Below are 21500 nucleotides of genomic sequence, written 5' to 3' on the forward strand. Positions count from 1 at the left end.
CCGGGCCCTTTCGCGTCCCCGGTCGGCGCCCGGAGGCGCGGTTCGTGGCGAAATGTCAGAGTTGGGGCAAATTGCGGTATAGCTGGAGACGCGACCCAGGAGGCACCCCCATGCCCGACACCCCGAAGCCGTCCGATCTCAGTAAGGCCGGTGCCCCGCACGGCGCCCACCCGGCCGAGGACCGTGGGCGCACGGTGCTGGCCGACGGTGTGGTCGAGAAGATCGCCGGGATGGCCGCTCGCGAAGTGCCCGGCATCTACGCGCTGGGCTCCGGGCTCTCCCGCACCTTCGGCGCGATGCGCGACCGGGCGGCCGGTGGCCGCTCCAGTGTCTCGCGCGGGATCAAGGCCGAGGTGGGCGAGAAGCAGACCGCGATCGACATCGCGCTGATCGTCGAGTACGGCGTGGTGATCCCCGACCTTGCCGCCGCCGTCCGCCGCAACATCATCGGCGCGGTGGAGCGGATGACCGGTCTCGAAGTGGTCGAGGTCAACATCGCGGTCAACGACGTCCATCTGCCGGATGAGCCGGACGAGGACGAGGAGGAGCTCCCGTCCTCCTCTGACAGGCGTTCCCGGGTCCAGTAGCAGCCGCCCCCCATCCACCGCTCGGAGAAACAGTGAATCTCGCGCTCATCGGCATGGTGGCCGGCATGGCCCTGGGCTTCGCCGGCTACTTCGGCGGGTTCGCCGCCTTCCTGCTGGTCGCCGTGCTCGGCGGTGTCGGCTTCGTGGTCGGCCGGGTGCTGGAGGGTGACCTGGATCTCAGCGACCTCACCGAGCTGCTGCGCAGCCGCGACCGGCGCCGTCGGTGACCGCGCCGGCGATGCACGGCGCCGACCGCGGTTGGGGCCCGGACACCGGGCGGACCGTCCCGCCGGGTCAGCGCGGGCGACTGCGGATCGCCGACCGGGTGCTCACCCGGATCGCCTGGGTGGCGGCGCGCGAGGCCCTCGCGGCGGCGGCCGGGGCGGCGGTCGCCCCCGGGGAGGCGCCGCGGGTCTCGGTGTCGGTCTCCGGGGGCTCGGCCCGGGTGCGGGTGGGGGTCGACCTGCCGTTCCCGTCCGACCTGACGGTGCTCGCGGCGGCGGTACAGGAGGCGGTCGCCGAGCGGGTGGGCGAGCTGACGGGGGTGCCCACGCGCGAGGTGGTCGTGGTGGTCGAGCGGCTGCTGCCGCCGGCCGCCGGCGCGCAGGTGGAGCAGCCGTGAGCGGGTCGGTGACCGGGCCACCGGCCCGGCCCGAGGAGCCGGGAGAGGACCCGGCCGTTGACCCCGCCGAGCAGTACCGGGTGCCGAGGTCGGCGCGCGGGCCCGCGGCGGCCGTGGTGGCGCTGGTCGTCCTGGTCGCCTCGGGGGCGCTGCTCTACGACGTGGCCGCCGTCCGCACCGGTCACCGGGCCGGCGCCTGGCGGGTCAGGATCGCCGACGAGCTGGCCACCCGGCACCTGGACTCGGCCTGGGTGTTCGCCGCCGCCGCGGTGGCGGCCGTGCTCGGCTGCTGGCTGCTCTGGCTGGCCGTCACCCCCGGCAACGGCCGGTGGCTGGCCCTGCGTCAGGCGCCCGGGGCGCTGATCGAGCGGGCGGGGGTGGCCGCGGTGCTGGAGGCCCGGGCGCTGGAACTGACCATGGTGGCGGCCGCGAAGGTCCGGGTGAGCCACCGGCAGGCCACGGTGACGCTCTTCGGCAGCGCCGATGCCGCTCAGGCGGACGCCGAACTGGCCGGCGAGCTGGAGCGGATCGGGCTGGTCCGCCCGCTGCGGCTGCGGGTGCGCCTGCGGCCCGCCAAGCACCGCCCGCACATGCACTGACATGCAGTGACATGCACTGAGAGCTGAGGAGCCGTCTTCGATGAGTCGCGTCACCGTCAACCGGGTGCTGCTCGGCCTGGTCGGGCTGGTGTTGCTGGTGGTGGCACTGCTGGTGCTGGCCGGTGGGCTGAACCTCTACCGGGTCTGGCACCTGGGGCAGCCAAGCTGGTGGCCGCTGACCAGGCCAGGGCAGCCGGTGCTGAGTCACGCCGCGCGCACCCGCTGGCGGCACCGGGAGTGGTGGTGGCCGGTGGTGATCGCCGTGCTGACCCTGGTCGCGGCGGTCTCCTTCGGCTGGCTGCTCGCGCAGCTGCGGCGCACCTCGCCCACCGAGCTGGCGCTGCCCACCCCGGGCACGCCCGGGCTGACCCTGCGGGTGCGCTGCTCGGCGCTGGCCGCGGTGATCGCCACGGGGGCGGAGGCGCTGCCCGAGGTGCGGCGCGCCCGGGTACGGCTGGCGGGTCGGGGGAGCCGCACCCAGTTGCAGGCGCAGCTGCTGCTCGAACCGGGGGCCGACGTGGCCGCGACCGTCCGCGAGCTGCAGGCGGGTCCGGTCGCGCAGGCCCGTGCGGTGACCGGCGGGCAGGCCCCGCTCCCGCTCCCGTTGGAGCTGCGGCTGCGCGTGGCGTCCCCGGCGAGCGGCCGGGTCCGCCAACCCCGCCACCCGCACCGGCCCCGGGTGATCTGAGCGGCGGGAGCCGGGACTACAGCCCGCGCAGGGCGCCGCCGTCGACCGGGATCATCAGGCCGGTCAGGTAGGAGGCGGCGGGGGAGAGCGTGAACGCGGCGACCCTGCCGAACTCCTCGGGCGTCCCGTAGCGGCCGAGCGGGATGGCGGCGCTGGCGCGGGCGCGGGCGGCGGCGGGGTCCTCGGCGAGGCCGTCCAGTTCGCGCACCCGGTCGGTGTCGATCCGGGCGGGCAGCAGCCCGAACACCCGGATGCCGCGCGGGCCCAGCTCGTTGGCGAGTGACTTGGCGGCCATCGCCAGGCCCGGGCGCAGGCCGTTGGAGATCCCGAGGCCGCCGATCGGCTCGCGCACCGAGGCGGACAGCACGAAGCCGATCACGCCGCCCTCGCCGAGCGCGGCCGCCGCGGTCCGGGCGATCCGCAGCGCGCCGAGGAAGACGCCGTCGAACGCGCTGCGCCAGTCCTCGTCGGTCGCGGTGAGGACCGGCCCGGCGGGCGGGCCGCCGACGCTGATCAGCACGCCGTCCAGCCGCCCGAAGCGCTCGACGGCGGTGGCGACCACGCGCTCGGCGGTGTCCGGGGCGGCGTTGTCGGCGACCACGCCCGCGACGGTTGCCGGCCCGCCCAGGGCCTCGACCGCCGCGTCCACGCTGTCCTGCCCGCGCCCGGTGACGACCAGTCGGGCGCCGTCCGCCGCCAGCTCGCGCGCGGCGGCCAGCCCGAGGCCGCGGGTCGCGCCGGTGATCACGTACACCCTGTCCTGCAGTCCAAGATCCATGGGCTCATCCTGCCGTATCAGGGACGAGGGGTGTCAGGCGCCGGGGTGCGGGGCGACGTCCGACAGCAGCTGCAGGAAGGCGTCCTCGCCGATCACCGGGGTGCCGAGCTCGCGCGCCTTGCGGGCCTTGCCGCTCCAGCTGCCGGGCTCGTTGGTGACCAGCAGGCTGGTGAGCCGGCTCACCGAGGAGGCGATGTGCAGCCCGGCCGCGATCGCCCGGTCCTCCAGCACCTCGCGGTCGGTGGCGGTGTCGCCGGTGATCGCCACCCGCATGCCCTGCACCAGCAGCTTGCCCTCCTGCCAGCGGCCCGGGTTGGGGTACGGGCAGGCGGGCCGCTTGCGCGCGGGGCGGTAGGAGGAGCTCCAACCGCCCCGCCCGGCGGCGCTCGTGACGGACTCCTCGCCGAGGTCGGTGACCGCGACGCAGGTGGTCAGCGGCAGCGGCACGCCGCCGCTGCGGGCCAGCTGCAGGCTGGGCCGGAACGCCTCGGCCAGCACCCGGGCGTCGTCCAGCGCGTTGTGCGCGTTGCGCTGCTGGACGCCGAAGTACTCGGCCAGCGAGGAGAGCTTGCCGTTGGGCAGCGGCAGGCCGAGGTCGCGCGAGAGCACCATGGTGCAGAGCCGCTGCTCCACCGGGGCGCGCAGGCCGGCCCGGGAGTACTCGCGGGAGATCATGTTCCAGTCGAAGAGCGCGTTGTGCGCCACCATCACCCGGCCGCTCAGCCGCGCGCCGAGCTCGTCGGCGATCTCCGGGAAGGTCGGTGCGTCGGCCAGCATCGCGCTGGTCAGGCCGTGGATCCAGACCGGTCCGGGGTCGCGCTGCGGGTTGACCAGGGTGTACCAGTGGTCGAGCACCTCGCCGTGCGCGTCCAGCCGGTAGATGCCGGCGGAGATCACCCGGTCGGTGCGGCCCAGGCCGGTGGTCTCGACGTCGACCACCGCGTACCCGTCGGGGCCTTCGAGCCCCTCGGGCGCACTGGTGCGCTGCGGGGGGATCGGTTGAGCCGGAGGCTGGAACGCGTGCATGGTGCACCAGCTTAAGGGGCGTTTCCCCCGGGGATGGGCCGTTCGGGTTCGTAGGGCCGCCCGGAACGCCCCGGAATAGAGTGAGAAGCGGATTGGTCGTACAAGCGGACGAATCCGTTCCACGCTCCCCACGAAGGACATCCCCATGCGCGCCACCGTCATCCACGGCCCCAACGACATCCGGATCGAGGACGTGCCGGACCCGGAGATCCAGCAGCCGACCGACGCGGTGGTGCGGGTGGTGAACGCCTGTATCTGCGGCAGCGACCTGTGGGCCTACCGCGGCGTCGCGGCCCGCGAGGCCGGGCAGCGGATCGGCCACGAGTTCCTCGGCATCGTGGAGTCGGTCGGCTCGGCGGTCGCCGGCTGCAAGCCGGGCGACTTCGTGGTGGCGCCGTTCGTCTGGTCCGACGGCGTCTGCGAGTTCTGCCGCGAGGGCCTGCAGACCTCCTGCCCGCACGGCGGCTTCTGGGGCAGCGTCGGCTCCGACGGCGGCCAGGGCGAGGCCGTGCGGGTGCCGTTCGCGGACGGCACGCTGGTGCAGCTGCCCAAGGACGCGGCCACCGACCAGGCGCTGCTGCCCCACCTGCTGGCGCTCTCCGACGTGATGGCCACCGGCCACCATGCCGCCGTCGCCGCCAAGGTGCGGCCGGGCTCGACGGTCGCCGTGGTCGGCGACGGCGCGGTCGGACTGTGCGGCGTGCTGGCGGCCCACCGGCTGGGTGCCGGGCGGATCATCGCCCTGGGCCGCCACGAGGCCCGGACCGACCTGGCCCGCAAGTTCGGCGCCACCGACGTGGTGGCCGAGCGCGGCGAGGCGGCCGTCGAGGCGGTCCGCGAGCTGACCGGCGGCCTGGGCGCGCACTCCGTCCTGGAGGCGGTGGGCACCGAGGAGTCGATGCGCACCGCGATCTCGATCGCCCGCGACGGCGGCGCGGTCGGCTATGTGGGTGTGCCGCACGGCGGCAGCGCGGGCGTCGACATCGGTCAGATGTTCGGCCGGAATGTGTCCCTCGGCGGCGGCGTCGCCCCGGCCCGGGCGTACATCCCCGAGCTGCTGGCCGACGTGCTCGCCGGGAAGATCGAGCCCGGTCTGGTCTTCGACCGGACGGTCGACCTGGACGGCGTCCCGGACGGCTACCGCGCCATGGACAACCGCTCCGCGCTGAAGGTTCGCATCGCGTTCTGATCCCGCCGGAGATCCCGCCCGAGGCCGTCGCACCGGGCGTGAGGCCCGCGTTGACTGCGGCTTGAGCGTGGTCAAGTCCCCGAAGGGGGCGCTACCAGATCCGGGTGGCGCCCCCTTTGGCATGTCCAAAGAACGCCGGTGACCGGCGTGTTCCGGCCAGTTTCGCAACGCGTCGGAGTGACAGTGAGCTGAATGCAGGCGGTTACTGCTCGCAACTGCCTGCTCGCTTTTAGCATGCAGCGACACGCATGGCGACTGTGACACCCATCACATCGCGGTGTTCCGCCCGTGCAACACCGCGCGGACCGTCCCAACGTCCCCTGCCCGCGCGGCATGTCACACGAAGACGTCAGGAGAGATGGAGTGGACCATCCCCCGCAGCCCGGATCCTCCCCGGACGGCACCATCACCACGACCGACCCCTCGGAAGTCGAACAGCCGGAGGACAGCGCGGAGTTCCGCGCCCTGCGGTCCTCGTTCCGGAGCTTCGCCTTCCCGGTGACCGCCGGCTTCCTGCTCTGGTACCTGCTGTACGTGCTGCTGTCCTGCTACGCGCACGGCTTCATGGCCGCCACGCTGTTCGGGCACATCAACGTCGCGCTGGTGCTCGGACTGCTGCAGTTCGCCAGCACCTTCGCCATCGCCGCCTGGTACGCGCGCTTCGCGGACCAGCGGCTCGACCCGCCGGCCGCACGGCTGCGCGAACGCTACGGCTACCCGACCGTCGTGACCCCCCGGGAGGCAGGCGAATGACCGGTTCGACCCCCAACGCAGCAGCGAGCCCCGGCATCGGCTCGACCCTCACGCTGGCCACCGCCGCCGGTGACCACCGCACGCTGACCATGGCGCTGTTCGGCGCCTTCGTGCTCGCCACTCTCGGCATCACCGTCTGGGCCGGCCGGCAGACCAAGGACGCCGCCGACTTCTACGCCGGCGGGCGCGGCTTCAGCGGCCTGCAGAACGGCCTGGCGATCTCCGGCGACTACATGTCCGCCGCCTCGTTCCTGGGCATCGCCGGCGCCATCGCGCTCTTCGGCTACGACGGCTTCCTCTACTCGATCGGCTTCCTGGTGGCCTGGCTGGTCGCGCTGCTGCTGATCGCCGAACCGCTGCGCAACTCCGGCCGCTACACCATGGCCGACGTGCTGGCCTTCCGGATGCGACAACGTCCGGTACGGACCGCCGCCGGCATCTCCACCATCGTGGTGTCGGTCTTCTACCTGCTGGCCCAGATGATCGGCGCGGGCTCGCTGGTGGCCCTGCTGCTGGGCATCGAGGGGGACGCCGCCAAGCGCTGGACGATCGTCGGAGTCGGCGCACTGATGGTGCTGTACGTGGTGATCGGCGGGATGAAGGGCACCACCTGGGTGCAGATCGTCAAGGCGGTGCTGCTGATCGCGGGCGCCGCGCTGATGACCGTCCTGGTGCTGGCCAAGTACGACTTCGACCCCTCCAGCCTGCTGGGCGCCGCCGCGCACGCCAGCGGCAAGGGCAACGCGTTCCTGGCGCCGGGGCTCAAGTACGGCGCCACCGGGACCAGCAAGTTGGACTTCATCAGCCTGGGTCTGGCCCTGGTGCTGGGGACCGCCGGGCTGCCGCACATCCTGGTCCGCTTCTACACCGTGCCGACCGCTCGGGTGGCGCGGAAGTCGGTGTTCTGGGCGATCGGCATCATCGGGGTCTTCTACCTGATGACGCTGGCGCTCGGCTTCGGCGCGGCCGCGCTGGTCGGGCCGAAGACGATCAAGGCCTCCAACGCGGCCGGCAACACCGCGGCCCCGCTGCTGGCCCAGCAACTGGGCGGCGGCGCGGGCTCGATGGGCGGGGCGGTGCTGCTCGGGGTGATCTCGGCGGTGGCCTTCGCGACCATCCTGGCCGTGGTCGCCGGGCTGACGCTGGCCTCCTCGGCCTCCTTCGCCCATGACCTCTACGCCAGCGTGATCCGGCGCGGGCGGGCGAGTGAGCGGGAGGAGATCGGCTCGGCGAAGCTCGCGGCGGTGGCGATCGGCGCGGTGGCGATCGTGCTGAGCATCTTCGCGGACCGGCTGAACACGGCGGCGGTGGTCGCGCTGGCCTTCGCGGTGGCGGCCTCGGCGAACCTGCCGACGCTGCTGTACTCGCTGTTCTGGAAGCGCTTCACCACCGCCGGCGCGGTGAGCTCCGTCTATGCCGGGCTGATCAGCTCGGTGACCCTGGTGATCTTCTCGCCGGTGGTCTCCGGGACGTCCGCCTCGCTCTTCCCGCACGCCGACTTCCACTGGTTCCCGCTGGAGAATCCGGGCCTGGTCTCCATCCCGGTCGGGTTCCTGTTCGGCTGGGCCGGATCACTGCTCTCGAAGCAGAGCACTGATCCAGCGAAGTACGCTGAACTGGAAGTTCGATCGCTGACCGGTCTAGGCGCGCACTGAGTCGCGGGTTTCGGTTGGTCTAAGCTGGCCCGGCCCGTCGCTGTGCGGACCGGGCCAGCCCCAACCCGGGAAGGCGCGCACCGTGCTCATAGACACCTTCGGTCGCCAGGCCGTGGACCTGCGCGTCTCGCTGACCGACAGGTGCAACCTGCGCTGCACTTACTGCATGCCGGAGGAAGGCCTGCAGTGGCTGGCCAAGCCCGACCTGCTGACCGACGAGGAGATCGTCCGGCTGGTCGCACTCGCCGTCCGCGACCTGGGTGTGCGTGAGGTGCGGTTCACCGGTGGCGAGCCGATGCTGCGCCCCGGGCTGGTGTCCATAGTCGCGGCCTGCGCGGAGCTCGAACCGCGCCCCGAGCTGTCCCTGACCACCAACGGCATCGGGCTGGCCCGGACCGCGAACGCGCTGCGGCAGGCCGGGCTCGACCGGATCAACGTCTCGCTGGACACCCTCGATCCGGACACCTTCCACACCCTCACCCGCCGCCACCGCCACCAGGACGTGCTGGACGGGCTGGCCGCCGCCGAGTCGGCCGGGCTGCTGCCGGTCAAGCTCAACTCCGTGCTGATGCGCGGCATCAACGACCACGAGGCCGCCGACCTGCTCGGCTGGTGCCTGGAGCGCGGCTACGAGTTGAGATTCATCGAGCAGATGCCGCTGGACGCCCAACACGGCTGGGACCGCTCGCAGATGATCACCGCCGGGGAGATCCTGGAGCGGCTCTCCGCCCGCTTCACCCTCACTCCCGAGCCGTCCGCCCAGCGCGGTGCGGCCCCCGCCGAACGCTGGCTGGTGGACGGCGGCCCCGGCAGCGTCGGCGTGATCGCCTCGGTCACCCGTCCGTTCTGCCGTGCGTGCGACCGCACCCGCCTCACCGCTGACGGCCAGATCCGCAACTGCCTGTTCGCGACAGGCGAGACGGACCTGCGAACCGCCCTGCGGAGCGGCGCCTCGGACGCCGAGCTGGCGGAGTTGTGGCGCGTGGCGATGTGGGGCAAGAAGGCCGGCGCGGGCATCGACGACCCGGAGTTCCACCAGCCCGACCGCCCGATGTCCGCCATCGGCGGCTAGCGCCCGCGTCAGGTGGTGGATGGCGAGGATGCGTAATTCGTCCGACACACCCACTTGGCGGGGGGCGGATCGGGGTGCGGTTCTGGCAGGGTGGCGCAACAGGACCCGTCACCACTGGAGGCACACATGGCGCTCAAGAGCGTTACCGACACGAGTTTCGACCAGGACGTGCTGAAGAGCGACAAGCCCGTCCTGGTGGACTTCTGGGCGGAGTGGTGCGGCCCGTGCCGGCAGATCGCTCCGAGCCTGGAGGCGATCGCGGCCGAGTACGGCGACCAGATCGAGATCGTCAAGCTCAACATCGACCAGAACCCGGTGACCGCCGCCAAGTACGGCGTGATGTCCATCCCGACGCTGAACGTCTACCAGGGCGGCGAGGTCGTCAAGACCATCGTGGGGGCCAAGCCGAAGGCGGCCATCGAGCGGGATCTGGCCGCCTTCATCCAGGCATAGCCGGGGAGGGCCGGGGGCACTACTCGGTGAAGTCGGCCAGCGCCACGACCTCTTTGAGGAAACCCCGCACGCTCAGGAACTGCGAGAGCTGCTCGCGGTGTTCGTCGCAGGCCAGCCAGGTCTTGCGGCGCTCGGGGGTGTGCAGCTTGGGGTTGTTCCAGACGAGTACCCACTCGGCGTCGGTCCGGCAGGCCTTGGCCGAGCACTTGGGGGGTCCGGCCGGGCCGTCCGCCGCGGTGCCGAAGAAGTCGATGCTCATGATCGACAGTCTCTCACCCGTTGTCAGCTGCGGACATGGCGACGCCGGGCAGCCACGGGGGGAGCCGCCCGGCGTCGGTCCGTCACTCCGACGGGGGATGCGGAGCGCGTACGCAGTATGTCACGGGAACGGCGGGGTGTGGCTAGGTCTTTCATGATTTATTTGAGGTTCTCCTGAGGTTTTCATCCGTCATAAGCTGATGAATTGGGGCATCTCGGACAAGGCTTAGATGACGATCAGATCTCGATCTGAGCGGCTTGTGTACGGAGAGTCAGCTTCCGGTGGCCCCCTCGGAGCGGTCGCGGTCGCGGTCGTCCTCGCTCGTCCGGTTGCTCACCCCGCCGCCGCCCGTGCCGCCGGGGCCCAGCATCAGCGGCGTGGTGGCCGGCACGTCGAAGGTGCTCGGCAGGCCGGGGGTCCGCTCGCGGCCGGCGTTGGCGATGATCACCGCGAAGTACGGCAGCAGGACCGCCGCCACCAACGCGCCCCAGGCGACGTACCGCTGGACGCTCCACAGCGCGACCGCGAGCAGCAGGCACACGGTGCGGATCAGCATTGAGATCACATAGCGGCGCTGCCGCCCTCTGACGTCCTCCGTGAGGCTGGTCCGTGCCCCGGTGATCCGGAAGACCTGCCTGCCGTCGCCGTTCCTGCTCATCCGTCTCCGCCGCCTTCGTGCCCACCCGTGCGACACCGATTTCGCCCGGTTCTCTCACGGTACGCCGCAGTTGTCCGGCGAACGAGAGTGGGGCACGACGTTTCCCGGCGCCGGGTGGGCCGGGGCGCCGAGCTCCGCATGGTCAGCGCGCTAGGCCCCCAGCTGGGACAGGTACTGCGGCGGTACCTCGTCCGTTAGCCAGACGCCGTTGGCGCTGACCCGGAAGAGGTGCCCGGCCGCGCTCATCGCCGCCGCGTCGACCTGCAGCACCACCGGTCGGCCGTGCCGGGCGCCGACGTTGAGGGCCGTCGCGGACTCCGCCGACAGGTGGACGTCCTGACGGCGCATCGGCCGCAGCCCCTCGCTCCAGATCGCCCCCAGCGTGCGCTCCGCGGTGCCGTGGTAGAGCACCGCCGGGGGCTCGGTGGCGGTGAGACCGAGGTCCACCTCCACCGAGTGCCCCTGGCTGGCCCGGATGCTGTGCCCGTCCTCGGAGTAGCTGAAGCGCCGCTTGTTGTTGGTCGCCACCACGTGGTCCAGCTGCTCCCGGCTCAGCCCGCCGCCGTGCTTGGAGAGCGCGGCGAGCAGGGTGTCCACCCGGACCCAGCCGGCCTCGTCCAGCGTGACGCCCACCGAGCCCGGGTCGTGCCGGAGTATCCGGGAGAGCCGCTTGGAGGCCTTGACGGTCCGCTTCTCGTCCATCGTCACGAGGCCTGGCTCACCGAGCTCATGTTGAAGTCGGGCACCCGGACCGGCGGCATCGCCGCCCTGGTGAACCAGTCCGCCCACTCGCGCGGCAGGCAGCGCTCGGTGCGGCCCACCTCGGTGATCCGGCTCAGCAGGTCCACCGGGGACTCGTTGAAGCGGAAGTTGTTGACCTCACCGACCACCTGGCCGTCCTCGACCAGGTAGACGCCGTCCCGGGTGAGGCCGGTGAGCAGCAGCGTGGCCGGGTCGACCTCGCGGATGTACCAGAGGCAGGTGAGCAGCAGCCCGCGCTCGGTGCCGGCCACCATCTCGGCCAGCGTCGGGGCGCCGGCCTGGTCGGCGCCCTCCAGCACCAGGTTGTCGGCGCCCGGCCGCACCGGCAGCCCGGTCAGCGCGCCGGTGTACCGGCTGGTCATCAGGTTGGCCAGTTCGCCGTCCCGGATCCAGTCGGTCGGGCCCAGTGGCAGGCCGTTGTCGAAGACCGAGGTGTCGGCGTCCGAGGAGTGCGCCAGCAGGAACGGCGCGCTCTCCAGACCGGGTTCGGCCGGGTCCGAGCGCAGCGTCAGCGGGAGTCGGGCCAGGCGCTCGCCGAGCTTGCTGGCACCGCCGGGCCGGCTGAAGACCGTCCGGCCGTCGACCGCGTCCCGGGCGCCCATCGCCCAGTGCAGGCTGATCATCAGGTCCGCGACGGCGGTGGGCGGCAGCAGCGTCTCGTAGCGTCCGGCCGGCAGGTCGATCCGGCGCTTGCCCCAGCTGAGCCGCTCGCCGAGCCCGGCGTGCAGCGCCTCGACGTCGACGTCGCGGAAGTCCCGGGTGGAGGTACCGGCCCAGGCCGACGATCCTGCGGCCTTCGCGTTCAACTCGACCGTGCCGGTGGGCTGGTCGTGGCGCAGTCGCAGGCCGCTGGAGCTGCCCAGGTAGGTCGAGGTCAGCTCGTGCTGCGCGAAACCGTAGAGCGCCTGGCCGGCCGAGCGGGCCCGGGCGAAGGCCGAGCCGAGCGCGGGGGCGAAGGAGCGGAAGACGTCGATGGAGGTCTCGGCCGCCTCGCCGGTGAACTCCGCGGAGGCCGGCCCGGCAGGCAGCACCAGCGGCCGGGCGTCCTCGGCCGGTCCCGCGGCGCGGGCGGCGGCCTCGGCGGCGCGGACCAGCTCCTCGACGTCGTCGAGGGTGACCGCCTCGCGGGCGACCACGCCGGAGGCGGTGCCCTCGGAGCCGTCCACGGTGGCGATCACGGTCAGCCGGCGCCCGCGGGTGACGCCGTTGGTGGTCAGCGCGTTGTCGGCCCAGCGCAGGTTGGCGGTGGTGCTCTCGTCGACCAGGACGACGCAGCCGTCTGCCCGGGAGAGCTCCAGCGCGCGCTCCACCAGGGTGTGGGGAGAGTTCGTACCGGACATCAGCGACCCGCCTCCTGCTGCGTGTTGAGCACCGAGACGCCCTGGAAGAGCGCCGACGGGCAGCCGTGTCCGGCTGCCGCGACCTGGCCCGGCTGGGCCTTGCCGCAGTTGAAAGCACCGCCCAGCAGATAGGTCTGCGGGCCGCCCACCGCGGTCATCGAGCCCCAGAAGTCGGTGGTGGTCGCCTGGTAGGCGAAGTCCTTCACCTGTCCGGCGAGGCGTCCGCCCCGGATCAAGTACGCGCGCTGGCCGGTGAACTGGAAGTTGTAGCGCTGCATGTCGATCGACCAGGAGCGGTCCCCGACGATGTAGAGCCCCCGCTCGACGCCCGCGAACAGGCCCTCGGTGTCCGGGCCGTCGGCGGCGGGCTGCAGCGAGACGTTGGCCATCCGCTGCACCGGGACGTGCTCGGGGGAGTCGGCGAAGGCGCAGCCGTTGGAGCGGCCCAGGCCCTTCAACTTCGCCATCCGGCGGTCCAGTTGGTAGCCGGTCAGGATGCCGCCGGTGACCAGGTCCCAGGACTGGGTGGCCACCCCCTCGTCGTCGTAGCCGATGGTGGACAGGCCGTGCTCGGCGGTGCGGTCACCGGTGACATGCATCAGCTCGGAGCCGTACTTGAGGGTGCCGAGTTGGTCGAAGGTGGCGAACGAGGTGCCCGCGTAGGCGGCCTCGTAGCCCAGCGCGCGGTCCAACTCGGTGGCGTGGCCGATCGATTCGTGGATCGTGAGCCAGAGGTTGGTGGGGTCGATCACCAGGTCGTAGCGGCCGGCCTCGACGCTGGGCGCCTTGACCTTCTCGGCCAGGTACTCGGGCAGCCGATCCAACTCGCCCTGCCAGTCCCAGCCGGTGCCGTGCAGGTACTCCCAGCCGCGGCCGACCGGCGGTGCCACGGTGCGCATCGACTCGAAGGCGCCGGTCCGCTCGTCGACCGAGGTGGCGTCGAACTCCGGGTGCAGCCGCACCCGTTGCTGTGTGGTGATGGTGCCGGCGGTGTCGGCGTAGAACTTGTTCTCCTGCACCGTCAGCAGCGAGGCGTCCACATGGGAGACACCCTCGGCGGCCAGCAGCCGGCTGCTCCAGTCGGCCAGCAGCGCGGTCTTCTCGGCGTCGGGGACGTCGAAGGGGTTGATCTCGTAGGAGGAGACCCAGCTGACGTCGGCGTACACCGGCTCGTCCGCCAGTTCGACGAGGTCTCCTCCTCCGGCCGCCCGGCTCACCTCGGCGGAGAGCCGGGCGACCGCGACGGCCTGCTCGGCCACCAGCGCGGCGGCCTGCGGATTGAGGTCCACGCCGGCCGCGAAGCCCCACGCGCCGTTCACCAGGACCCGTACCGCGAAGCCCAGTTGGACCGTGTCGGAGCTGCCGCTCGGCCGGGCGTCGCGCAGCTGCCAGGCGGCGCTGCGGACCCGCTCGCAGCGGAAGTCGGCATGGGTGACGCCCAGCTCTCTGGCCCGGCTCAGCGCCGCGTCGGCCAGCTGCCGCAGCGGCAGCGCGAGGAAGAGCGGGTCGACGGCGTGCTGGGCCGGCGAGGCGCTGCGGGATGTCGGCGGCATCGGGCTCCCTGGAGGTGAGGATCGGCGGTACGGGCCACTCGGGCCACTGCGGGGAGGGTGGCCCGCACCGCATCATGTCCTGCCGTTCCCGTTTCGGCCAGCCGATTGCGGCCCCGCGTGGCGGCCCGTCAGGCCAGCCCCTCCCACCAGCCTTCCAGCTCGGGCGGGTTGGCGACGTCGACCCGCTCGCCCGGGCGTGGCACGGCCACCGCCACGCCCTGCGCCTTGGCCTCCGCGAGCAGCCGCTCGACGGGCTCGGCCCACGGGTGCAGGCCCAGGTTGAAGGTGCACCAGTGCACCGGGACGAGCAGCCCGCCGCCCAGGTCCCGGTGTGCCAGCACCGCGTCCTCGGGCGTCATGTGGATGTCGGCCCAGGCCTCGTCGTAGGCGCCGATCTGGACGAGCGAGGCGTCGAAGGGGCCGTGCTCGGCGCCGATCGCCGCATAGCCCTCGAAGTAGCCGGAGTCGCCGGTGTAGAAGACCTTGCGGGTCGGCCCGGCGATCACCCAGGAGCCCCAGAGCGTGGTGTTGCGGGTCAGCGCGCGGCCGGAGAAGTGGTGCGCGGAGGTGAGCGTGACGGTCAGGTCGCCCAGCGTGCAGGTCTCGCTCCAGTCCAGCTCGATGATCCGGTGCTCCGGCACGCCCCAGCGGCGCAGGTGGCCGCCGATGCCCAGTGGCACGGCGAACGGCGCGGACTGGCTGCGCACCAGGCGCCGGACGGTGTCCATGTCCAGGTGGTCGTAGTGGTCGTGCGAGATCAGCACCACGTCCACCGGCGGCAGCTCCTCCAGCTCCACCGGCACCGGGTGCAGCCGCTTGGGGCCCAGGTGCGCGGAGGGCGAGCAGCGGTCGCTCCACATCGGGTCGAGCAGCACCCGGGCGCCCTCGATCTCCACCAGCGCCGAGGCGTGGCCGTACCAGGTGATCTCCACGCCCTGCGGGGCCGGCCGGCGCGGGTCGTCGCCGGAGCGCACGGTCGGCACCGGGCGCACGGGGGTGCGGCCCTCGCGCTCGAAGAGCATCCGGCGCACGGTGGAGCGGTCCACGCTCGGCATGCCGACCGAGGCGCGGGCCAGCTGGGAGGGGGCGTTGTGGAAGGTGCCGTCGGCGTACTGCGGGGAGGTCCGGATCCGGGCGTCGCGCTCGGCGTCGGGCCGTCGGCCGAAGGCCGCCGGGACGTCCCGCAGCGCCCAGGTCGCCGCGCCTGCTCCGGCGGCCAGCGCGGTCAGGGTGAGCAGCCGGCTCCGACTCCTGGTGGCCCGGGGGTTTGCCTCGCTCATCGGGGATCCGCCCTTGCTAGTGGTCGCGTGGTGGGGTGGGGCGCGGGGTCTGCGCACCGAGAAGGCAACGGGTACGGTCTGCCCGGTTGTTCCCCGGCGGAGGGTACCCCCGATCCGTTAGGCAGGCGGAGCCGGTCGACCGCAATTGTCGGAAGGCCACAGAACCGCACCGGATCACCTGTGGAAGCTGGATTCGTCGTGGTCCGGACCCGACCGATAGCGTCACAGTGCGTACGTTCCCACTACTGGGACCACGACTAAGGGAGAGGTGGATCGTTGAGCCGCTCGGTTCTCGTCACCGGAGGAAACCGGGGCATCGGCCTCGCCATCGCCCAAGCCTTCGCCGAGGCGGGTGACAAGGTCGCCATCACCAGCCGTTCCGGCGAGGTGCCCGCCGAACTCGCCAAGTACGACGTGCTCGCGGTCCGCTGCGACGTCAACGACACCGCTCAGGTGGACGCGGCGTTCACCGAGATCGAGGAGAAGCACGGCGCGGTCGAGGTGCTGATCGCCAACGCCGGCATCACCAAGGACACCCTGCTGCTGCGGATGTCCGAGGACGACTTCACCTCGGTGCTCGACACCAACCTCACCGGTACCTTCCGGGTGGTCAAGCGCGCCTCGTCGAAGATGCTGCGGGCGCGCAAGGGCCGGATCGTGCTGATCTCCTCGGTGGTCGGCCTGCTGGGCTCGCCGGGGCAGGCCAACTACGCGGCCTCCAAGGCCGGCCTGGTGGGCTTCGCCCGTTCGCTGGCCCGCGAGCTCGGCTCGCGCAACATCACCGTCAACGTGGTCGCGCCCGGCTTCGTGGACACCGACATGACCGCGGTGCTCAGCGAGGAGCGCCGCAAGGAGATCGTCGCGGGAGTGCCGCTCGGCCGGTACGCCACGCCTGCCGAGATCGCCTCCACCACGCGCTTCCTCGCCTCGGACGAGGCGGCGTACATCACCGGAGCCGTCATTCCCGTAGACGGCGGATTGGGCATGGGTCACTGACATGAGCGGAATTCTTGAGGGCAAGCGGATCCTGATCACGGGCGTCCTGCTGGAGTCCTCGATCGCCTTCCACACCGCCAAGCTGGCCCAGGAGCAGGGCGCGGAGATCATCCTGACCGGCTTCGGCCGGCTCTCGCTGGTCGAGCGGATCGCCAAGCGCCTGCCGAAGCCGGTCCAGGTGCTGGAGCTGGACGTCTCCAACAGCGAGCACCTCGACTCGCTGGCGGACCGGGTCCGCGAGGTGCTGCCGACGCTGGACGGTGTCGTGCACTCGATCGGCTTCGCGCCGCAGGACGCCCTCGGCGGCAACTTCCTGAACACGCCGTGGGAGTCGGTGGCCACGGCCATGCAGGTCTCGGCGTACTCGCTGAAGGCACTGACGATGGCCTGCCTGCCGCTGATGCAGGACGGCGGCGCAGTGGTCGGATTGACCTTCGACGCGCAGTTCGCCTGGCCGAAGTACGACTGGATGGGCCCGGCCAAGGCCGCGCTGGAGGCCACCTCCCGCTACCTGGCCCGCGACCTGGGCGAGCGCGACATCCGCGTCAACCTGGTCTCGGCCGGCCCGATCGGCTCGATGGCCGCCAAGTCCATCCCGGGCTTCGAGGACCTGGCCGCCACCTGGGACCAGCGCTCCCCGCTGAAGTGGGACATCTCCAACCCGGAGCCGGCCGGCCGCGGCGTCGTCGCGCTGCTCTCGGACTGGTTCCCGAAGACCACCGGCGAGATCGTCCACGTCGACGGCGGTCTGCACGCGATCGGCGCCTGACCCGCCCGCTCCTCGCAGCCCCGGCCGCCTACGGGTGGCCGGGGCTGCGGCGTGCCGTCAGTCCTCCGCGGGCGTGGCTGCGGGCGCGGGCGCGGACCGTACGGCCGCGTCGGCCCGGCCGCAGGCGCCGATCACGTCCGCCGACTCCATCGAGGCCGTCGCCGCGTCGCCGGCCCGGATCGCCGCGAGGATCTGGTCGTGCCCGATATAGCGGTCGGGGGAGAGCACCGGGCCGACGTCCTGGCGCAGGTGCGCGCGCAGCACCTCGCCGAGGTCCGCGTAGAGCACGGCCAGCACGTCGTTGTGGGCGGCGGCCACCACGGTCTGGTGGAAGGCCGCGTCGGCCTGGACGAAGACCTCCGGGTCCCCGCCGAACCAGGCCTCCTCGCGCCGCGCGAGCGCCGCCTCCATGAGCTCGAGGTCCCGGTCGGTGCGCCGGGCGGCGGCCAGCGCCGCCGCGGAGGCCTCCAGCGCCGAGCGCAGTTCGGCGACCTGCGACTGCTCGGCGTCCGGGAAGCGGCGGTGCATCACGCCGGCCAGCTCGCTGGTGGCCAGCACATACGTCCCCGAGCCCTGGCGGATGTCCAGCAGCCCGTTGTGCGCCAGTGCCCGGACGGCCTCGCGGACCGTGTTGCGGGCCACCCCCAGCTGCTCGACCAGCGCCACCTCGGTCGGGATGCGTGAGCCGACCGGCCACTCGCCCGAGATGATCTGGGCCCGCAGCTGGGCGATCACCTGATCGGCCAGCGGGGCGCGCCGGGGCGAGGACAGGGTCATGGTGCTCCTTGGTCGTGAGGGTGGAGGTGCCAGGCACTATCTTCCTCCCCCTGCGCGGGCGTTCGGTCGGGATCCCTGGTGATCCCTGGTTCACTAATTCATCCCATCATTCTATGATGATGCTCATGGCGACAGCAGCAACCACCCCCACCGAGCCGGTGACCACCTCCGCACCCGCGTCCGCTCCCGCACCCGCAACCACCCCCGAGGCCCGCCCCGAACGGCACGCCCGAGCGCTGGGCTGGCTGCTGGCGGCCGCCATCGCGCTGGCCGCCTTCAATCTGCGCCCGGTGGTCACCAGCCTCGGGCCGCTGCTGGAACGGGTCCGCGCCGACCTCGGGATGAGCGCCGCCGTCGCCGGGCTGCTCACCGCCGTGCCCTCGGTCTGCTTCGCGCTCTTCGGCTTCGCCGCCCCCGCGCTCTCCCGCCGCTTCGGCCCCACGGTGGTGGTCACGGCCGGCATGGGCGCGATCACCGCCGGCCTGCTGGCCCGCTCCTTCGCCGGCGGTACCGCGGTCTTCCTGCTGCTGACCGCGCTCGCGCTGGCCGGGGTGGCGGTCTCCAACGTGCTCATCCCGGTGGTGATCAAGCGCTACTTCCCCGACCGGGTCGGCCCGATGATCGGCCTCTACTCGATGTCCCTGTCGGCCGGTACCGCGCTGGCGGCTGCCGTCACCGTGCCGCTGACCAAGGCGCTGGGCGGCAGCTGGCGGGTCGGCCTGGGCGTCTGGGCGGTGGCCGGCGCGCTGGCCGTGCTGCTCTGGCTGGTCACCCTGGTGCTGCGCCGCGACGGCCGGCGGACCGCCGGCGCCGCTGCCCCGGCCGCGGCCAAGCTGCCGATCCTGCGCAGCCGGACCGCCTGGGCGCTGGCCTGCTTCTTCGGTCTGCAGGCCACCAGCGCCTACGCCACGATGGGCTGGATGCCGCAGATGTACCAGGACGCCGGGCTCTCGGCCGCGACCTCGGGCCTGCTGCTGGCGGTCACCATGGCGATCGGCGTGCCGGTCTCCTTCGTGCTGCCGCAGTGGGCGGCCCGGCGCACCGACCAGCGGGCGTTCGTGGTGGCGCTGGCCGGCTTCGGCATCGCCGGGTACCTCGGCCTGGCCATCGCGCCCGCCGGGGGTGCCTGGCTGTGGGCGGTCCTGGTGGGCCTGTCCAACTGCGCCTTCCCGCTCACCCTGACGATGATCGGCCTGCGCGCCCGGACCAGCGGCGGGGTGGCCCAGCTCTCCGCCTTCGCCCAGGGTCTCGGCTACCTGATCTCCATCCCCGGCCCGATCCTGATCGGCATGCTCTACCAGGGCACCGGCGGCTGGTACCTGCCGCTCGGCTTCCTGGCCGTCCTGCTGGTCCCGCAGCTGCTGATCGGCCTGCGCGCGGCCCGCGCCCGGCACATCGAGGACGAGGTCGCGTAGGACCGGTCAAGGAGAGGCCAAAGGGGCGACCCCGGGAGCCGGGGGAGTGTGTGGAGGTGCGAAACTCCCGTTATGCCTGTTCTCGAACCCAATCCCCCGAACGGCCAGAAGAAGCTGCTCCAGCTGATGGGCCTGATCCTCGGTATCGTCGTCGTCGTCTCGATCATCGCCACCATCGCCCAGTCGATGGGCTGAGCCCGCAGCCGGGCCCGCGTGGACGGCCACGCGGCTGACGTCCGGTCAGGGCGCCACTCCTGAGAGTGGCGGCCGACCGGAGCGCCGCGCCACCGTCCGCGTTTTCTGCGAAGCTGACGCAATGAGCGTCGACACGTCCCGCAGGATCATTGTGCTCCGGCACGCGAAGGCCGACTGGCCCCAGGTGGCCGACCACGAGCGCCCGCTCGCCGACCGCGGTCGGCATCAGGCGCCGGCCGCCGGCCGCTGGCTGGCCGACTCGGGGATCGCCCCCGACTACGTGCTCTGCTCCACCTCGCTGCGCACCCGGGAGACCTGGAAGCTGGTCGCGCACGAGCTGCCGGAGCGCCCGCACAAGATCGTCTTCGAGGATCGGATCTACGATGCCTCGGCCGGCGAGATCATCGAGGTGCTCAAGGAGACCCCCGACGAGGTCGGCGATGTGCTCCTGGTGGGCCACAACCCGGGGGTGCAGAACCTGACCGAGGTGCTGGCCGGCGACGAGAGCATGGGCGACGAGCTGGCCCGGCTGCGCCAGGGCGGCTTCCCCACCGCGTCCGTCGCGGTGCTGGCCTTCGACGGATCCTGGAAGTCGGTCGAGCCGGGCGTGGCCCGGCTGGTCTCGTTCTACGTGCCCCCGCAGGACTGAGAGAGCCCTGGGCCGGGGGCTCCCCCCGGCCCAGGGCTTGCTACTCCGGCGGCGTGCCGTGCAGCTCGTCCGCCGCCTCGACCTCGTCGCGGGTGATCCCCAGCAGGTAGAGCACGGTGTCAAGGAACGGCACGTTGACGGCGGTGTCGGCGGCCTCGCGGACCACCGGCTTGGCGTTGAACGCCACCCCGAGCCCGGCCGCGTTCAGCATGTCGAGGTCGTTCGCCCCGTCGCCGATCGCCACCGTCTGCTCCAGCGGCACCCGGGCCTGCTCGGCGAACCGGGTCAGCCAGCGGGCCTTGCCGGCCCGGTCGACGATCTCCCCGGTGACCCGGCCGGTGAACCGGCCGTCCTCGACCTCCAGGGTGTTGGCCGCGGCGAAGTCCAGGCCCAGCAGCTCCACCAGGTAGTCGGTGACCTGGGTGAACCCGCCGGAGACGATCCCCACCTGGTAGCCGAGCCGCTGGAGCGTACGGATCAGCGTGCGCGCCCCCGGCGTGAGCCGGACCTCGGTGCGGACCTTCTCCACCACCCCGGCGTCAAGACCGGCCAGCAGTGACACCCGGGCCCGCAGCGACTCGGCGAAGTCCAGCTCGCCGCGCATCGCGGCCGCCGTCACCTCGGCCACCTCGGCCTCGCAGCCGGCGTGCGCCGCGAAGAGCTCGATCACCTCGTCCTGGATGAGCGTGGAGTCCACGTCCATCACCACCAGCCGCTTGGCCCGGCGCTCCAGGCCGGCCGCGACCACCGCGATGTCCACGCGCTGGACGGCGGCCTCCAGCGCCAGCGCCGCCCGCAGCCGTTCGGTCGCCACACCGGAGACGGCCAGCTCGACGGCCGTCACCGGGTACTTGGCCAGGCGGAAGATCCGGTCGATGTTGCCGTCCGCCTCGGTGATCCGGGCGGCCAGCGCCGAGACCGCGGCGGCGGTCAGCGGGTGGCCGAGCACGGTGACGTGCGAGCGGCCCTCGCGGCGCGGCCGGTTGTCGCCGGTGCCGGAGATGATCTCGGTCTGGAGTCTGAGCTCCTCGGCCCACCGGTGCACCGTGGCGCGCAGCGCGCCCTCGGCACCCGGAGCGCCGCCGGCCGGTGGGGTCACCAGCGCGCAGAGCGTTATCCGGCCACGCGTGACCACCTGTTCGAGGTCGATGACGTCGACGCCGAACTCGGCCAGCGTGGCGAACAGGCCGGTGGTGATACCAGGACGGTCCTTGCCGAACACCTTGACCAGCAGAGTGCGCTCGTCGTCGGCAGTCCGGGGCTGCGGGGGAGTGGTGTTCATGGTGTGGACCACGCTACCGGTCACACGCCCGCCCGCTCATGGGTGTCCGTCCCGTGGACGGTTAACAGATGGTGACAACGTTGCCGCCTGGTCACAGTCCACGGGGTCGACTTTCCGCCGTTCACCGGGAGCTGGAATGATTA

At 72.4% G+C, this 21500-nt stretch carries 25 protein-coding genes; 15 read left to right on the forward strand and 10 right to left on the reverse strand.

Annotated features, from left to right (window positions below; all coding sequences use genetic code 11):
* Positions 1 to 110 precede the first annotated feature (110 nt).
* Genes P3T34_RS28725 through P3T34_RS28745 form a run of 5 tightly spaced genes read left to right on the forward strand, consistent with a single transcriptional unit; the run spans position 111 to position 2496 of the window.
* Entirely contained in the window at positions 111 to 587 is a 477-nt protein-coding gene (locus tag P3T34_RS28725) for an Asp23/Gls24 family envelope stress response protein (RefSeq protein WP_280668927.1), read from the forward strand.
* Positions 588 to 619: 32 nt separating this feature from the next.
* Positions 620 to 814 carry a hypothetical protein gene (locus P3T34_RS28730; protein ID WP_280668928.1) on the forward strand — a complete coding sequence of 65 codons (195 nt, stop codon included), beginning with the start codon at positions 620 to 622 and terminating at the stop codon, positions 812 to 814.
* A complete protein-coding gene (locus P3T34_RS28735; RefSeq protein WP_280668929.1) occupies positions 811 to 1209 on the forward strand; it encodes a hypothetical protein in 399 nt (132 codons plus the stop codon). The genes P3T34_RS28730 and P3T34_RS28735 overlap by 4 nt, the downstream gene beginning before the upstream one ends.
* Positions 1206 to 1808, forward strand: a complete 603-nt coding sequence (locus P3T34_RS28740) for a DUF6286 domain-containing protein (RefSeq protein ID WP_280668930.1) — start codon at positions 1206 to 1208, stop codon at positions 1806 to 1808. The genes P3T34_RS28735 and P3T34_RS28740 overlap by 4 nt, the downstream gene beginning before the upstream one ends.
* Positions 1809 to 1848: 40 nt before the next feature.
* Positions 1849 to 2496 (forward strand): alkaline shock response membrane anchor protein AmaP, encoded by a 648-nt coding sequence (locus P3T34_RS28745; RefSeq protein WP_280668931.1) that lies wholly within the window; start codon positions 1849 to 1851, stop codon positions 2494 to 2496.
* A gap of 16 nt (positions 2497 to 2512) precedes the next feature.
* On the opposite strand, the gene P3T34_RS28750 is transcribed toward P3T34_RS28745, so the two are convergent.
* Both P3T34_RS28750 and P3T34_RS28755 read right to left on the reverse strand, forming a co-directional pair.
* A complete protein-coding gene (locus tag P3T34_RS28750; protein ID WP_280668932.1) occupies positions 2513 to 3274 on the reverse strand; it encodes an SDR family oxidoreductase in 762 nt (253 codons plus the stop codon).
* 33 nt (positions 3275 to 3307) lie between these two features.
* Positions 3308 to 4300 (reverse strand): DEDDh family exonuclease, encoded by a 993-nt coding sequence (locus P3T34_RS28755; protein WP_280668933.1) that lies wholly within the window; start codon positions 4298 to 4300, stop codon positions 3308 to 3310.
* A gap of 145 nt (positions 4301 to 4445) precedes the next feature.
* Between P3T34_RS28755 and P3T34_RS28760 the strand changes: the two genes are divergently transcribed.
* From P3T34_RS28760 to trxA, 5 genes are all read left to right on the forward strand, one after another.
* Entirely contained in the window at positions 4446 to 5489 is a 1044-nt protein-coding gene (locus tag P3T34_RS28760) for a zinc-dependent alcohol dehydrogenase family protein (protein WP_280668934.1), read from the forward strand.
* Positions 5490 to 5852: 363 nt separating this feature from the next.
* Positions 5853 to 6242, forward strand: coding sequence for a DUF485 domain-containing protein (locus tag P3T34_RS28765; RefSeq protein ID WP_280668935.1), 390 nt, complete (start codon positions 5853 to 5855; stop codon positions 6240 to 6242).
* Between the two features lie 89 nt (positions 6243 to 6331).
* Positions 6332 to 7897, forward strand: a complete 1566-nt coding sequence (locus P3T34_RS28770) for a cation acetate symporter (RefSeq protein ID WP_280672468.1) — start codon at positions 6332 to 6334, stop codon at positions 7895 to 7897.
* A gap of 82 nt (positions 7898 to 7979) precedes the next feature.
* Positions 7980 to 8969: a GTP 3',8-cyclase MoaA gene (gene moaA, locus P3T34_RS28775; protein WP_280668936.1), complete on the forward strand. Its 990-nt coding sequence runs from the start codon at positions 7980 to 7982 to the stop codon at positions 8967 to 8969.
* A 126-nt stretch (positions 8970 to 9095) separates the two neighbouring features.
* Positions 9096 to 9422: a thioredoxin gene (trxA, locus tag P3T34_RS28780; RefSeq protein ID WP_280668937.1), complete on the forward strand. Its 327-nt coding sequence runs from the start codon at positions 9096 to 9098 to the stop codon at positions 9420 to 9422.
* A gap of 19 nt (positions 9423 to 9441) precedes the next feature.
* Here the strand turns inward: trxA and P3T34_RS28785 are convergent, their stop codons facing one another.
* The 6 genes from P3T34_RS28785 to P3T34_RS28810 all read right to left on the reverse strand — a co-directional run bounded on the left by P3T34_RS28785 (position 9442) and on the right by P3T34_RS28810 (position 15274).
* The gene (locus P3T34_RS28785) at positions 9442 to 9675 is read right to left on the reverse strand and encodes a hypothetical protein (RefSeq protein WP_280672470.1); all 234 of its coding nucleotides are present in this window, start codon (positions 9673 to 9675) and stop codon (positions 9442 to 9444) included.
* 277 nt (positions 9676 to 9952) lie between these two features.
* The gene (locus tag P3T34_RS28790; protein WP_280668938.1) at positions 9953 to 10339 is read right to left on the reverse strand and encodes a DUF3099 domain-containing protein; all 387 of its coding nucleotides are present in this window, start codon (positions 10337 to 10339) and stop codon (positions 9953 to 9955) included.
* 150 nt (positions 10340 to 10489) lie between these two features.
* On the reverse strand, positions 10490 to 11041 hold the full coding sequence (locus tag P3T34_RS28795) for an RNA 2'-phosphotransferase (RefSeq protein ID WP_280672472.1): 552 nt from the start codon (positions 11039 to 11041) through the stop codon (positions 10490 to 10492).
* 2 nt (positions 11042 to 11043) lie between these two features.
* Complete coding sequence (locus tag P3T34_RS28800; RefSeq protein ID WP_280668939.1) at positions 11044 to 12441, reverse strand: metallopeptidase TldD-related protein; 1398 nt, start codon at positions 12439 to 12441, stop codon at positions 11044 to 11046.
* The gene (locus P3T34_RS28805; protein WP_280668940.1) at positions 12441 to 13994 is read right to left on the reverse strand and encodes a TldD/PmbA family protein; all 1554 of its coding nucleotides are present in this window, start codon (positions 13992 to 13994) and stop codon (positions 12441 to 12443) included. The genes P3T34_RS28800 and P3T34_RS28805 overlap by 1 nt, the downstream gene beginning before the upstream one ends.
* Positions 13995 to 14122: 128 nt before the next feature.
* Positions 14123 to 15274 carry an MBL fold metallo-hydrolase gene (locus tag P3T34_RS28810; protein WP_280668941.1) on the reverse strand — a complete coding sequence of 384 codons (1152 nt, stop codon included), beginning with the start codon at positions 15272 to 15274 and terminating at the stop codon, positions 14123 to 14125.
* Positions 15275 to 15550: 276 nt separating this feature from the next.
* Here P3T34_RS28810 and fabG point away from each other — a divergent pair, with 276 nt between their 5' ends.
* Together fabG and fabI are read left to right on the forward strand one after the other, a co-directional pair.
* Positions 15551 to 16270, forward strand: a complete 720-nt coding sequence (fabG, locus tag P3T34_RS28815) for a 3-oxoacyl-[acyl-carrier-protein] reductase (RefSeq protein ID WP_280668942.1) — start codon at positions 15551 to 15553, stop codon at positions 16268 to 16270.
* 1 nt (position 16271) lies between these two features.
* On the forward strand, positions 16272 to 17039 hold the full coding sequence (fabI, locus tag P3T34_RS28820) for an enoyl-ACP reductase FabI (RefSeq protein ID WP_280668943.1): 768 nt from the start codon (positions 16272 to 16274) through the stop codon (positions 17037 to 17039).
* A 57-nt stretch (positions 17040 to 17096) separates the two neighbouring features.
* Here the strand turns inward: fabI and P3T34_RS28825 are convergent, their stop codons facing one another.
* On the reverse strand, positions 17097 to 17816 hold the full coding sequence (locus tag P3T34_RS28825) for an FCD domain-containing protein (protein ID WP_280668944.1): 720 nt from the start codon (positions 17814 to 17816) through the stop codon (positions 17097 to 17099).
* A gap of 125 nt (positions 17817 to 17941) precedes the next feature.
* Between P3T34_RS28825 and P3T34_RS28830 the strand changes: the two genes are divergently transcribed.
* The 3 genes from P3T34_RS28830 to P3T34_RS28840 all read left to right on the forward strand — a co-directional run bounded on the left by P3T34_RS28830 (position 17942) and on the right by P3T34_RS28840 (position 20075).
* On the forward strand, positions 17942 to 19231 hold the full coding sequence (locus tag P3T34_RS28830; RefSeq protein WP_280668945.1) for an MFS transporter: 1290 nt from the start codon (positions 17942 to 17944) through the stop codon (positions 19229 to 19231).
* Positions 19232 to 19303: 72 nt separating this feature from the next.
* On the forward strand, positions 19304 to 19426 hold the full coding sequence (locus P3T34_RS28835; RefSeq protein ID WP_280668946.1) for an SGM_5486 family transporter-associated protein: 123 nt from the start codon (positions 19304 to 19306) through the stop codon (positions 19424 to 19426).
* 121 nt (positions 19427 to 19547) lie between these two features.
* Complete coding sequence (locus P3T34_RS28840; RefSeq protein WP_280668947.1) at positions 19548 to 20075, forward strand: histidine phosphatase family protein; 528 nt, start codon at positions 19548 to 19550, stop codon at positions 20073 to 20075.
* 40 nt (positions 20076 to 20115) lie between these two features.
* On the opposite strand, the gene serB is transcribed toward P3T34_RS28840, so the two are convergent.
* The gene (gene serB / locus P3T34_RS28845) at positions 20116 to 21357 is read right to left on the reverse strand and encodes a phosphoserine phosphatase SerB (protein WP_280668948.1); all 1242 of its coding nucleotides are present in this window, start codon (positions 21355 to 21357) and stop codon (positions 20116 to 20118) included.
* Positions 21358 to 21500: the final 143 nt, after the last annotated feature.

It is taken from the genome of Kitasatospora sp. MAP12-44 (assembly GCF_029892095.1).
Lineage (GTDB): Bacteria > Actinomycetota > Actinomycetes > Streptomycetales > Streptomycetaceae > Kitasatospora.